At 71.0% G+C, this 12,139-nt stretch carries 10 protein-coding genes; 4 read left to right on the top strand and 6 right to left on the bottom strand.

Annotated features, from left to right (window positions below; genetic code table 11):
* Positions 1-2: 2 nt before the first annotated feature.
* The 3 genes from HLB44_RS13125 to HLB44_RS13115 all read right to left on the bottom strand — a co-directional run bounded on the left by HLB44_RS13125 (position 3) and on the right by HLB44_RS13115 (position 2,578).
* On the bottom strand, positions 3-773 hold the full coding sequence (locus tag HLB44_RS13125) for a fibro-slime domain-containing protein (protein WP_173123121.1): 771 nt from the start codon (positions 771-773) through the stop codon (positions 3-5).
* Positions 774-962: 189 nt separating this feature from the next.
* Positions 963-1,925 (bottom strand): lipopolysaccharide heptosyltransferase I, encoded by a 963-nt coding sequence (gene waaC / locus HLB44_RS13120; RefSeq protein WP_173123119.1) that lies wholly within the window; start codon positions 1,923-1,925, stop codon positions 963-965.
* A complete protein-coding gene (locus HLB44_RS13115) occupies positions 1,922-2,578 on the bottom strand; it encodes a DUF4254 domain-containing protein (RefSeq protein WP_173123117.1) in 657 nt (218 codons plus the stop codon). Before HLB44_RS13115 ends, waaC begins: the two co-directional genes overlap by 4 nt.
* An 88-nt stretch (positions 2,579-2,666) precedes the next feature.
* Between HLB44_RS13115 and HLB44_RS13110 the strand changes: the two genes are divergently transcribed.
* The 4 genes from HLB44_RS13110 to HLB44_RS13095 are packed head-to-tail and all read left to right on the top strand — an operon-like array spanning position 2,667 to position 6,756.
* Entirely contained in the window at positions 2,667-3,662 is a 996-nt protein-coding gene (locus HLB44_RS13110; protein WP_173123115.1) for a glycosyltransferase family 9 protein, read from the top strand.
* On the top strand, positions 3,659-4,759 hold the full coding sequence (locus HLB44_RS13105) for a glycosyltransferase family 4 protein (RefSeq protein WP_173123113.1): 1,101 nt from the start codon (positions 3,659-3,661) through the stop codon (positions 4,757-4,759). The genes HLB44_RS13110 and HLB44_RS13105 overlap by 4 nt, the downstream gene beginning before the upstream one ends.
* Complete coding sequence (locus HLB44_RS13100; RefSeq protein ID WP_173123111.1) at positions 4,756-6,036, top strand: glycosyltransferase; 1,281 nt, start codon at positions 4,756-4,758, stop codon at positions 6,034-6,036. The genes HLB44_RS13105 and HLB44_RS13100 overlap by 4 nt, the downstream gene beginning before the upstream one ends.
* 3 nt (positions 6,037-6,039) lie before the next feature.
* Positions 6,040-6,756 carry a class I SAM-dependent methyltransferase gene (locus HLB44_RS13095; RefSeq protein ID WP_173123109.1) on the top strand — a complete coding sequence of 239 codons (717 nt, stop codon included), beginning with the start codon at positions 6,040-6,042 and terminating at the stop codon, positions 6,754-6,756.
* Here the strand turns inward: HLB44_RS13095 and HLB44_RS13090 are convergent.
* The 3 genes from HLB44_RS13090 to dnaE form a co-directional block, all read right to left on the bottom strand.
* A complete protein-coding gene (locus HLB44_RS13090) occupies positions 6,753-7,979 on the bottom strand; it encodes a patatin-like phospholipase family protein (protein WP_173123107.1) in 1,227 nt (408 codons plus the stop codon). The two genes, HLB44_RS13095 and HLB44_RS13090, sit on opposite strands and share 4 nt — an antisense overlap.
* Before the next feature lie 70 nt (positions 7,980-8,049).
* Positions 8,050-8,463, bottom strand: coding sequence for a hypothetical protein (locus tag HLB44_RS13085; RefSeq protein WP_173123105.1), 414 nt, complete (start codon positions 8,461-8,463; stop codon positions 8,050-8,052).
* 118 nt (positions 8,464-8,581) lie between these two features.
* Positions 8,582-12,109 carry a DNA polymerase III subunit alpha gene (dnaE, locus tag HLB44_RS13080; protein WP_173123103.1) on the bottom strand — a complete coding sequence of 1,176 codons (3,528 nt, stop codon included), beginning with the start codon at positions 12,107-12,109 and terminating at the stop codon, positions 8,582-8,584.
* Between the last annotated feature and the right edge of the window lie 30 nt (positions 12,110-12,139).

Raw genomic sequence — 12,139 nt, 5'->3', positions numbered from 1 at the left:
GCTCAGCGCTGGCCCGGCAGGCGCCGGCGCTGCGACCAGGCCAGCGCGGCGAGTGCCGTCGCCGCGAGGGCGAAGCCACCCGGCTCGGGCACGCCGGGCGGGGGCGGCGGCGCCAGCACCAGCGATGTCTCGATGTGCAGCGTCGAGGCCGAGGTGTGCCGCTCGGCGAAGAAGAAGTCGAAGCTGTAGGTGCCGGCTGCCTTGCCGGGGCCGAACAGCGTATCGAGGTCGACCGTGGCAGACGCCGCGCCGTGCACGCCGCCTAAGTCGATGCCGAGCATCTTGTCGAAGTAGACCCAGACGTCGTCGTCCCCGGTGAAGCTGAAGACCTGGCCGGTGCCCGGCGCGTAGTCGAAGGTCGCGGCGATCGCGTAGGTGAAGTGGAAGTTGGTGCCCGGAACGCCGGTGTTCAGCAGCATGCCGTCGATCGGGAAGAACGTGGTGTCCGTGAACTCGTAGATGCCGGGGCTGCCGACCTTCTCGGTCAGCGTCAGGCTCAGCGGCATCGAGTCGCTGGCCTTCGTGTACCAGAGCGGAAAGCCGCCCGCGCCGGCGCTGCTGATCAGCGTCGAACCGAAGGCGGTCAGCGTCGGCGACGGGCCGGCCAGCGTCGAGCCGACGAGCCCGCTGTGCAAGCCGATGATCGGCCCTTCGAAGTTCGCGCCGTCGGCGGCAAAGTCGCGCACGGTGCCGGTCAGCGTGATGGGAGCCGCGCTGGCGGCAATGCTGCCGGCACACAGCAGCAGGGCGGTGGCGAGTCGGGTCAGGCGCATCGGGTTTCTCCGCTTGACGACGTACAACTGTCGTCCGGCGCCAGTGTTGCACCGCGCGTTCGGCACGTGGGGTCGATTTCAGGGGGGGACCCCGCGATCCGGGGGACGACTCCGCCGGCGCCGGGCCGCTCCCAAGCCGGCGGAGCGCCCCTCGGGGGCCGCGAACGAAGTGAGCTGGGGGCAGGCTTCCTACCGCCGCAGCGGCGTGAGATGTTGCTCGAGTTGCGCCTGCACGGCCTCGAGCGAAGGCACCTCGCCCTTGGCGCCGAGGCTGGCGACGCGACCCGGTCCGGTGATGCCGGCCAGGCCGGGTGCGTGGTCGCAATAGATGCCGATCGTCGGCGCACCGAAGGCGGCACCGAGGTGCGAGAAACCGGTGTCGAGGCCGACGATCTGGCGCGCCTGGCCGAGCACCGCGGCGGTCTCGCTGACGCTCAGGAAGGGCGGCACCAGTCCGTCGCAGCCGGCGGCGATGCGCTCGGCGCGCGCACGCTCCTCGTCGCTGCCCCACAGCACGACCGGCTTCAGCCTGGCCTGCACGAGGCGCTGTCCGATCGCGATCCAGTGCGCTTCGGGCCACAGCTTCTCGGGCCGGCTCGCGCAGGGAATCAGCACCGCGCCGAGCACCGGCGCGCGCCACTCGCCGGGCGGCGGCGCCTGGATGCCGAAGACCGGCCGCTCGGCCGGCAGCGGATAGCCCAGGTGCGCCGCGGTCAGCCGCCGGCAGCGTTCGACGGCATGCAGCTCGCGCGACACGGCGGCCGTGCGCTGGTAGCACAGCGCCGCCATCGGCTCGCGGATGCTGGCGCGGTCGTAGCCGACCAGCGGCCCGCGCGCCTGCAGGCCCCACATCACGCTCTTCAGCAGGCCCTGCAGGTCGAGCACCAGGTCGTAGGTCTCGCTGCGCAGCTCGTCGCGCAGGCGGGTCATCGCCGCGCGGGTCTCGCGCTGCAGCAGCGACTTGCGCCATTTGCGCCACGACAAGGGCAGCACGCGCCGCACGGCAGGATGCAGGCGCGGGATCGCGGCGAACGGCGCCTCGACCAGCCAGTCGACCACCACGCCGGGGCGCAGCCGGCGGATGTCGCTGACCGCCGGCAGCGCATGGACCACGTCGCCCATCGACGAGGTCTTGACGATCAGGATCTTCACCGGCCGGCGCTGCGTTCCGCGACCAGCGCGGGATTGAAGCGCGGGTCGTTGTACATCTTGAACTGGCGATAAACCTTGAAGTACGCGTGTCCGGCGGCGGCATCGACGAGCAGGGCATCGAGGCAGCTGCCGAGGTCGCTGCGCTGCTGCTCGAGCCGCGCCAGCTTGACGCGGCTGGCGGCGATGTGCTCGGCGTCGACGTCCTGCCGCTCGGTCTGGGCGCGCATCGCGTGCACCTTCAGCGCCATGATCGACAGGCGGTCGATCATGCTGCCGGCGGTCTCGCTGTTCAGCCGCGCGCCGGCCGGCACCGTCGACACCGGCGCATCGGTGCGCGCCGATGCGGCATCGACCAGGCCGAGCGCGATCAGCAGCAGCTCGTCGACGCGCTCGGTCGCGTCGTTGCGGGCCTGGTTGAAGCCGTCGATCGCGCGCTTGTTGGCGGCGATCTCGCTGTCGGCCACCTGCGTGCGGCGCGCCAGGTCTTCCTCGGCCCACAGCCGGCAGTTGAAGCGGTGGTTGGCCTGCATCCAGTGCCACAGCGCATCGTCGCGCGGGGGCGGTTCCTCGCGCGGCCAGTCGGCGCGGGCGAGCAGGCCGTCGTGCAGCGCGATCACCTCGGCGGCGCGCGGAAGGGGTGGCGTTGGGCTCATGGGTCGAATGGCAGAATGCGGACCCGGAATTATCCTTGTCCTTGCGTGCGCCCGAAGCGGCGGCGCGGTCGCCGCCCCTCTTCAAAGCATGACGCCCCGCCCGCTCATCGTTCGCCTGCGCAACTGGGTGGGAGACGTGGTCCTCGGCGTGCCGGCGCTGCGCCAGCTGCAGTCGCACGGCTACGAGCTGCAATTGGTCGGCGAGCGCTGGGCCGCGCCGCTGCTGGCCGGCGAAGCCTGGTCGGTGCATGCACGGCCGAAGCCGTTGAAGGAACGCGTCGCCCAGCTGCGCCGCCTGCACGACGACGCCGTGGCCCGCGATGCCGGCTTCGATCGGCGCGAGAACGGCCTGGTGCTGCCCACGTCGTTCTCCAGCGCGCTCGAGATGCGCCTGGCCGGGCTGAAGGCCGTCGGCTACCGGCAGGAGGCGCGTGGCCTGCTGCTCGCGCGCAGCGAGCCGCTGCGCTATGGCGGCCACGCATTGACCAGCTACTGGGAGCTCGCCTGCCGCTTCCTGCGCACCAGCGCCGCCCCGCCGCCGGCGATCGATCTCGCGACGCGGCCGTCGGACCAGCAGCGTGCCGACGAGGTGCTGGCGCGCGCGCAGGTGCGGCCTGGCTTCATCGTCATCTGCCCGTTCGCCGGCGGGCTGTTCGAGGACCAGCAGAAGACCTGGCCCGCATTCGCACAGTTCTCGCACGCACTGCTGCGCTGCGGACACGAGGTCGTCGCCTGCCCCGGGCCGGGCGAGGACCAGATCATCACGACCCAGTTCCCGGGCGTGAAGCTGCTCGCCGGCGTCGACCTCGCGGCCTACGGCGGGCTGCTGCGGCGCGCGGCGCTGGTGGTGTCGAACGACACCGGGCCGGCGCACCTCGCCGCGGCCGTCGGCGCACCGGTGCTCAGCGTGCTCGGCCCGACCAAGCCCGAGCAGTGGGCGCCCTGGGGACCGACGGTGCAGATCGTGCGCCGCTGGCCCGAGTGGCCGGCCGTCGACGAGGTGATCGAGCGCGCGCAGGCGCAGCTGGCTGCGGGCGAGCGCCCGCTGCCGGAAGCGGCCGCCGCCGACAGCCGCGCCGGATGACCACCCGCGCCGCCGCGCTGCGCCACGTCGGCATCGGGCTCGGCCGCATCCGCCACTGGAACGACGGCCTCGGCGAGTTCTCGCGCCAGCTGTGCGGCGCCCTGGCCGCACGTGCCGACGAGCTGCGCGAGCGCGATTGCATTGCGCTGCACTTTCACCTGCCGCACGAGTTCCACGGCCTCTTCGGCGCGCAGGTCGGCTACCTCGCGACCCACACGCTGCAGCGCGCCGCCCACCTGCGCACGACCGGCTTCGCGCTGTGGCACACGCTGCACCAGCACAACCGGCTGCGCGCGCCGCTGGGCACGCGGCGGCGCGTCGAGACCGTGCACGACCTGAACTTCCTGCACACCAAGCGCGGCGGCAAGCTCGAGGGCTATCGTGCGCGGCTGGCGCGCCGGCTCGCCGCCGCCGATGCGGTGGTGGCGATCACGCAGTACGTCGCCGGCGACCTCGCGCGCGAGCTGCCGTCGCTGCGGGTGGCGCCGCAGGTGATCCACAACGGCGCCACCGATCTGAGCGGCGCGCCGCAGACCCCGCCGGCCGGCATCGGCGAGATCGCCGCTCGGCCGTTCCTCTTGCACGTTAGCCGGCTGGCACCGACGAAGAACATCACGGCGCTGCTCGACCTGGCCGCGGCGTGGCCCGAGCAGCCGCTGGTGCTGGCCGGCGCTGCCAGCGACTACACCGCGACCGTGCGGCGCTCGATCGCCGAGCGCGGGCTGCACAACGTGACGCTGCTGCTCGACATCGGCGAAGCCGAGAAGGCCTGGCTCTATGCGCACTGCATGGGCTTTCTGTTCCCGTCGCTGGCCGAAGGCTTCGGCCTGCCGCCGATCGAGGCGATGCACTTCGGCAAGCCGGTGTTCCTGTCGCGGCTGACCTCGCTGCCCGAGGTCGGCGGCGAGCTTGCGTTCTACTTCGACACCTTCGATGGCCCGCAGATGCGCGCGCGCATCGAAGCCGGCCTCGCCGCGCACCAGGCGCCGGGCCGGGCCGACGCCGTCATCGCCCACGCGCGGCAGTTTTCGTGGTCGCGCTGCGCGCTGTCGTACATCGCGCTGTACCGGCGCCTGCTCGCGGACGACCCGGCATGAAGCGCATCGCGATCGTCGTGCAGCGCTACGGGCGCGAGGTCAACGGCGGCGCCGAGCTGCATGCGCGGCTGCTGGCGCAGGCGCTGCGGCCACACTACGACATCGACGTGCTGACCTCGCGCGCGCTCGACTACCGGCATTGGCACCCGCACTTCCCGGCCGGCGAGGAGGCGCTCGACGGCTGCCGCGTGCTGCGCTTCGACCATCCGCCGCGCTCGCGCGGCCGGCGCCGCACGATGCCGCTGCGCCACAAGCTGCGCTTCAAGTTGCGGCGCTGGCTGCCGCTGCTCGGGCTGGCTGCGGTGGCGCAGCCGCGCGGCGACGATACGAGCGATGGCCTCGAGTACCTGCGGGCGCAGGGTCCGACGATGGACGGGCTGATCGCGCACCTCGAGCGCCATGCCGCCGACTACGCGGCGCTGATCTTCATGACCGCGCGCTTCCATCCCGCGGCACTCGGCGTGCTGGTCGCGCCCACGCGCAGCATCCTGGTGCCGACGCTGCACGACGAGAAGACGATGGTGCTGCCGCACTTCCATCGCGTGTTCCGCGCGCCGGCCTGGATCATGTACAACACCGCCGCCGAACGCGTGGTCGCGCAGCAGCTCTACGGCGACGATCTGGCGCCGGGCGAGGTCTGCGGCGTCGGTATCGAACTGCCGGCGCCCGCCGAGGCGAGCGACGACGCGGCGCATCACGCGCGCTGGATGCAGACCGCGGCGCGCCACGGCATCCGCGGCCGCTACCTGATCTACGTCGGCCGCGTCGATGCGAGCAAGGGTTGCGACGAGCTGTTCCGGCACTTCGCCCGGCTCGCCGAGCAGACGCCCGAACCGCTGCAGCTGGTGGTCTGCGGCAAGCTGGTGATGGCGCGGCCCGACCATCCGCACATCGTGCTGACCGGCTTCGTCAGCGACGCCGAACGTGATCAGCTGATCGCCCACGCCGCGGCGCTGGTCGTGCCGTCAAGGCACGAGAGCCTGTCGCTGGTGCTGCTGGAGAGCCTGGCCCAGGGCTGCCCGGTGATCGTCAACCGCGGCAGCGAGGTGCTGCGCCAGCATGTGCGCGACAGCGGCGTCGGCGCGACCTACGATGACTACGCAGGCTTCGCCGCGGCGGTCGCACAGCTGCTCGCGCAGGCGCCCGCACAGCGCGCCGAGCAGGCGCAGCACGGACGGCGCTACGTCGCCGAGCGCTACGACTGGGCGACGATCGTCGACAAGTACCGGCGCGTGATCGAGCGCATCGATGGCGGCGAAACGCATCCGACGAGTTGAACCATGAGCACACCGACGCAGGAACTGGCCGACTACACCGCGTGGAAACAATGGGACGCGGCGCGCTTCGGCCAGTGTTCGCGCGGTGATGCACGCTACTTCGCCTGGCACCTGGCGCGCTGCCATCCGGCACCGATCGCCGATGTGCTCGAGATCGGCTTCGGCAACGGCAGCTTCCTCGGCTTCGCACGCGCGCGCGGCGCGCGGGTCGTCGGCATCGAGATGCAGGACGAGCTGCGCCAGCGCGCCGCCGCGGCCGGCATCGAAAGCCATGCGTCGATCGCCGCGCTCGGCGCCGACCGGCGCTTCGACCTGATCGCCGCCTTCGACGTGTTCGAGCACATCGAACAGGCCGCGCTGATCCCGCTGTTCCAGACGCTCGCCGCGATGCTGCGGCCGGGCGGCGTGTTGTTGTGCCGCGTGCCCAACGGCGAATCGCCGTTCGGCCGCATCTTTCAGCACGGCGACCTGACCCACGTGACGACGCTGGGCCTGTCGAAGTTCCGCCAGATCGCCAGCGCCAGCGGACTGGCCATCGCCTGCCATGGCGAGATGCCGTGGTACCGCACGGCGCGCAACCCGAAACGCCTGCTGCGCGCCGGAGCGCAGCGGCTGATCGAGCGCGTCGTGGCCTTTGCGTACCACTGGGATGCGCAGGCGCTGGCGCCGAACCTGGTGGTCGCCTTGCGGCGCGCCGATGACGCGCCGAATGGGCGTTAGCTGGTGGCGGTCGGCGCGGCTTCGCGCGCAGCAGCGACCGGCTGCCAGCCGAAGAAGCTCAGCACCTCGTCGCGCCGCGCCATCACGTCGGCCATGCCCAGCGCCATCAGCTCGCGGGTGTACGAGGACTCGAACAGCAGGTAGCTGGCCAGCGCCGCACCGCGCGCATCCTGGCCCGAGCCGCTGACGCCGACCCCGCGCAGCAGCGCGCGCACGGGGGCCGGCAGGCTGGCCTGGTGGCGCGTGGCGATGTCGTCGAGCCGCTGCGACGGCGCGATCACCAGCGCCTGCAGCGTGCGCAGCGGCGTCTTCAGCCGCGCCGATTCGGGCAGCAGCGCGAGCGTGCGGTTGACGCGCTCCATGCGCTCGACGTCGAGCATCAGCGCGTCGAGAAAGATGCCCGACAGCGCGTGGCCGGCGATCTGCGCCAGCGACGGGTAGCCGTTGTTCTGCACCTGCCGGCCCGGCGGCTCGTGCATGCGGCCGGCGCCGATCACCACCAGCCGCTGCGCGCCGAGGTGGATCGCCGGCGAGATCGGCGCGGTCTGGCGCATCGAGCCATCGCCGAACCACTCGCGCTGGCCGTCGCGCGGCAGCTCGGCCGCCGGGAAGACGAAGGGGATCGCCGACGACGCCAGCAGGTGCGCGTGGTCCATGCGCGCCGGCACCGCGACGCGCTGCGAGCGTGTCCACGGCTCGACCTCGCTGGCCGACTGGTAGAAGGTGACGTGCTCGCCGCTCGAGTAGCTCGACGCGGTGATCGCCAGGGCCTGCAGGTGGCGCGCGCCGAGCAGCGCCGGCAGCCGGTCGAACTGCACGGTGCGGGCGAGCAGCTCGCCGAGCGGCCCGTTGTCCAGCATCGAGCGCGGCCGCGCGCGGCGCCAGCGCGCGAGCACCCAGCCGATCGACAGCATCGTCAGCCACTGCGCGCCGCTGCGAATCACGCCCAGCGAATCGGCACGGTAGACCTGCTCGGCGTGGAACTCGCGCCAGACGCGCGTCAGCACCTCAACGGCGGCATCGAAGCGATCGGCCTGGCAGGCCAGCGCGGCGCCATTGATCGCGCCGGCGGAGGTGCCGCAGATGACCGCAAAAGGGTTGCGGTGCAGGTCGGTGCCGGACTCGCGCCGCAGCCTGGCCAGTGCGCCCAGCACACCGACCTGGTAGGCCGCGCGCGCACCGCCACCGGTGAGCACCAGGCCGGTGATGGGCGTTTCGTACATGGCGACATTCTGTCGCCATGGTTGCGCTCACCTGGCTACGGAGTTGCCCGGGGAGCGGCGGGGCGGAGCTTCAATCGTGCTTGTTCTTGCCGTGGCCATGGCCATGGCCGTGGCCCTTGCCCTTGTGGTGCTTGTCGCTGTGCACCATCACGTGCTGCTGGTACCAACCGTCCTGCACGAAGTAGACCGGCACACCGCAGGCGCCGTAGGCCCGGCAGTGATGGCGCCAGTTCTTGCGATGGCCCGGCGGCACCCACAGGTACACCGGCTGCACCGGCTGGTGCACGACCACCGGCTGCGGCGCGATCAGCACCGGCTGCGCCACCACGACGGCGGGCTGCGGGAAACGGCCGATGTCGATGCGGCCGTAGACACCGGGCTGGCTGATGTTGATCGATACGCCGACGTCGGCGGCTTGGGCCGTGCCGCTGAGTGCGGCAAGCGTTGCGGCGATCGCGAGCAGTGTCGCGCTGATGTTCTTCATGGCGGGCTCCTCGACCGAGGGGGTCGTCGACGACTATTTCAACGGCAGCCTGCCGGGCCGGGTTGTCGGCGAACATGCCGTCGCCGCGTAAGCCATTGCGAAGGCCGTGAGGAAGTTCTCAGGCCTCGTAGACGATGGCCGCCTGGCCGCCGGCGGCCAGCGCCTGCCAGCGCTGCAGCGCCTCGTCGCTGGGCCAGAAGCGGCCGTCGTCGCCGAGGTCGAGCTCGGCGCTCGCCGTCGGGCGGCGGATCGCCAGCCGCACGCCGAGGCCCTGCACCAGGTCACCCTGCTCGGTGGCCTCGCGCTTCGGTGGCCAGTCGCGCAGCAGATCGGTCAGCGGACGCACCTCGCCATCGAGCGCACCGTTGATCGCCACCTGCAGGTAGCGGCCGAAACGCGCCCGCGCAGCCGCCAGACTCCAGACCTGGTTGACGTTCAGCCGCAGGCCGCCGGAGAAGCGGTCGGGCTGCACCTTGCCCTGCACGATCAGCAGCTCGTCCTCCTTCAGCAGGTCCTTGTTGGCCTCGATCAGCTCGTCGTTGGCGACGGCCTCGATCGACTCGCTCTTGTCGTCGAGCTTGAAGATCGCGACGCGGCCGCGCTGGCCGTTGACGAAGCGCAGCTCGCCGACGATGCCGGCCAGCAGTTGCGGGTCGCGGCTGTCGACCAAGTCGGCGATGCGGCGCTTGCAGAAGCGGCGGACCTCGGTTTCGCTCTGGTCGAACAGGTGGCCGCTAAGGTAGAAGCCGAGCGCGGACTTCTCCAGCGTCAGGCGCTCGCGGATGCTCCAGTCCTCGCCCGGCTGCAGCGGCGGCTCCTGCGTCGACGAGCCGTGCACGTCGCCCAGGTCGTCGAACAGCCCGCCCTGCGACGCGTTGACCACCTGCGTGTCGGCCCATTCGAAGGCCAGGCCGACGGAGGCGAGCAGGCTCGCCCGGTCGGGTTGAAGCGCATCGAAGGCGCCGGCCTTGATCAGCGCTTCGACGACGCGCTTGTTGACGCGCTTGCGGTCGACGCGGCCGCAGAAGTCGAAGAAGCTGCGGAAGAGCCCTTCAGCCTCACGCGCCTCGACGATCGCCTCGATCGCCCCCTGGCCGGTGCCCTTGACGGCGCCCAGGCCGTACCGGACCAGCTTGTCGGTGACCGGCTCGAAGCGCCAGACGCCGCGGTTGACGTCGGGCGGCTCGAAGGCCACGTTGAACAGCTTCGCGTCGTTGAGCAACACCTTCAGCTTGTCGGTGTTGTCCATTTCGATCGTCATGTTGGCCGCGTAGAACTCGGCCGGGTGGTGCACCTTCAGCCAGCCGGTGTGGTACGCGAGCAGCGAGTACGCGGCGGCATGGCTCTTGTTGAAGCCGTAGCCTGCGAACTTCTCCATCAGGTCGAAGACCTCGTCGGCGGTCTGCTCGGCGATGCCCTTGTCCTTCGCACCGCTGCGGAAGATCTCGCGGTGCTGGGCCATCTCCTCGGGCTTCTTCTTGCCCATCGCGCGGCGCAGCAGGTCGGCGCCGCCGAGCGAGTAGCCGCCGAGCACCTGCGCGGCCTGCATCACCTGCTCCTGGTAGACCATGATCCCGTAGGTCTCGGCGAGCACGTCCTCGAGCAGCGGATGCGGGTACTCGACCTTCTCGCGCCCGTGCTTGCGCGCGACGAAGCTCGGGATCAGGTCCATCGGCCCGGGCCGGTACAGCGCGTTCAGCGCGATCAGGTCCTCGAGCCGGCTCGGCTTCGCGTCGCGCAGCATGCCCTGCATGCCGCGGGACTCGAACTGGAACACGCTCTCGGTCAGGCCTTCGGAGAACAGCTTGTAGACGCGCGGGTCGTCGAGCGCAATGGTCTCGAAGCTGAAGTCGCGGCGCTCGGGATGGCGCGCGACGATGAAGTCCTTCGCCAGCTCCAGGATCGTCAGCGTCGCCAGGCCCAGGAAGTCGAACTTCACCAGGCCGATCGCCTCGACGTCGTCCTTGTCGTACTGGCTCACGGCCGAGTCGCTGCCCGGCTGCTGGTAGAGCGGGCAGAAGTCGGTGATCTTGCCCGGCGCGATCAGCACGCCCCCGGCGTGCATGCCGATGTTGCGCACGATGCCTTCGACGCGCGTGGCCAGGCTCAGCAGCTCGGCGACCTCCTCGTCGGCGGCCTCGCGCTGCTCGAGCTCGGGCGCTTCCTTGCGGGCGTAGATGATGCTGCCGTCGGGGGTCTCGGGGACCTTCGCGAGGGTCACCGATTTCCCTGGAGGCGCGGGAATCAGCTTGGCGATCGAGTCGACATGGCCATAGCCCATGCCCAGCACACGACCCACGTCACGCAGGGCGGCCTTCGCCGCCATCGTGCCAAAGGTTGCTATCTGGCTCACCGCCTCGCGGCCGTACTTGTTCTTGACGTAGTCGATCACCCGGTCGCGGTTGCCCTGGCAGAAATCGATGTCGAAGTCGGGCATCGACACGCGCTCGGGGTTCAGGAAACGCTCGAACAGCAGCTTGTACTGCAGCGGGTCGAGGTCGGTGATCTTCAGCGCATAGGCCACCAGCGAGCCGGCGCCCGAGCCGCGGCCCGGGCCGACCGGGCAGCCGTTGGTCTTGGCCCAGTTGATGAAGTCCGCCACGATCAGGAAGTAGCCGGGGAAGCCCATCTTCAGGATGGTCCGGATCTCGAACTCCAGCCGCTCGACGTATTCCGGCCGCACCGCCTCGCGCCGCGCCGGATCGGGGAACAGCACCGCCAGCCGCTCCTCCAGGCCCTCGAAGCTCAAACGCCTGAAGTACGCGTCCATCGGCATCGGCACGCCGTTCTCGAGCGGCGTCGGGAAGTCCGGCAGGTAGTTCTTGCCCATCGCCAGCTGCAGGTTGCAGCGGCGCGCAATCTGCACGCTGTTGGCCAGCGCCGACGGCACGTCGGCGAACAGCGCCTCGATCTGCGCCTGGGTCTTGAAGTACTGCTCGCGCGAGAAGCGCTTGATGCGCTTGGCATTGCCCAGCGTCTCGCCCTCGGCGACGCAGATGCGCGCCTCGTGCGCATCGAAATCGTCGGGCGTCGCGAACTGCACCGGGTGCGTCGCGACGACCGGCAGGCCGAGCTCGGCGGCCAGCGGCACGGCGGCGCGCACGTGCGCCTCGTGCGTCGCGAGGCCGGCGCGCTGCAGCTCGATGTAGAAGCGGCCGGGAAAGAGCTCGGCCAGGCGTTTCGCAGCCGTCGCCGCACGCGCCGTGTCACCTGCCAGCAAGGCCGCGCCGATGACGCCGAGATCGGCGCCGGACAGCGCGATCAGCCCGCCGCCCAGCTCGGCCAGCCACTCCCACTTGATCCACGCCTGCGCGCGCTGCGCGTTGTCGACCCAGCCGCGCGCCAGCAGCTCGCACAGGTTCAGGTAACCCTGCCGGTCCTGCCCCAGCAGCAGCAGGCGGCTGGGCTGCTTGTCGCCGCCGAGCGCCGGATCGGGTTCGACGAAGATGTCGGCGCCGATGATCGGCTTGACGCCCTTGCCCCGGCAGGCCTTGTAGAACTTGACCGCGCCGAAGAGGTTCGACAGGTCGGTGATCGCCAGCGCCGCCTGGCTGTCCGCGCGCGCCGCGGCGGCGGCATCGTCGATGCGCAAGGTGCCGTCGACGACGGAGTATTCGGTGTGGGTGCGCAGGTGGACAAAAGGCATCCGCAGATTGTAGGGAGCGGGTTTCCTAGA

This window comes from Pseudaquabacterium terrae (assembly GCF_013266755.1).
In the GTDB taxonomy this organism is placed as follows: Bacteria; Pseudomonadota; Gammaproteobacteria; order Burkholderiales; family Burkholderiaceae_C; genus Pseudaquabacterium; species Pseudaquabacterium terrae.
Note: the sequence above shows the minus strand (reverse complement) of the source record. Positions and strands in the feature narration are given on the sequence as shown.

Excerpts from the sequence above, each read along its gene's own strand:
- HLB44_RS13110 (WP_173123115.1), top strand. The coding sequence starts at position 2,667 with ATGACGCCCCGCCCGCTCATCGTTCGCCTGCGCAACTGGGTGGGAGAC.
- HLB44_RS13095 (WP_173123109.1), top strand. The coding sequence starts at position 6,040 with ATGAGCACACCGACGCAGGAACTGGCCGACTACACCGCGTGGAAACAA.
- dnaE (WP_173123103.1), bottom strand. The coding sequence starts at position 12,109 with ATGCCTTTTGTCCACCTGCGCACCCACACCGAATACTCCGTCGTCGAC.
- HLB44_RS13100 (WP_173123111.1), top strand. The coding sequence starts at position 4,756 with ATGAAGCGCATCGCGATCGTCGTGCAGCGCTACGGGCGCGAGGTCAAC.
- HLB44_RS13090 (WP_173123107.1), bottom strand. The coding sequence starts at position 7,979 with ATGTACGAAACGCCCATCACCGGCCTGGTGCTCACCGGTGGCGGTGCG.
- HLB44_RS13085 (WP_173123105.1), bottom strand. The coding sequence starts at position 8,463 with ATGAAGAACATCAGCGCGACACTGCTCGCGATCGCCGCAACGCTTGCC.
- HLB44_RS13105 (WP_173123113.1), top strand. The coding sequence starts at position 3,659 with ATGACCACCCGCGCCGCCGCGCTGCGCCACGTCGGCATCGGGCTCGGC.
- HLB44_RS13125 (WP_173123121.1), bottom strand. The coding sequence starts at position 773 with ATGCGCCTGACCCGACTCGCCACCGCCCTGCTGCTGTGTGCCGGCAGC.
- HLB44_RS13115 (WP_173123117.1), bottom strand. The coding sequence starts at position 2,578 with ATGAGCCCAACGCCACCCCTTCCGCGCGCCGCCGAGGTGATCGCGCTG.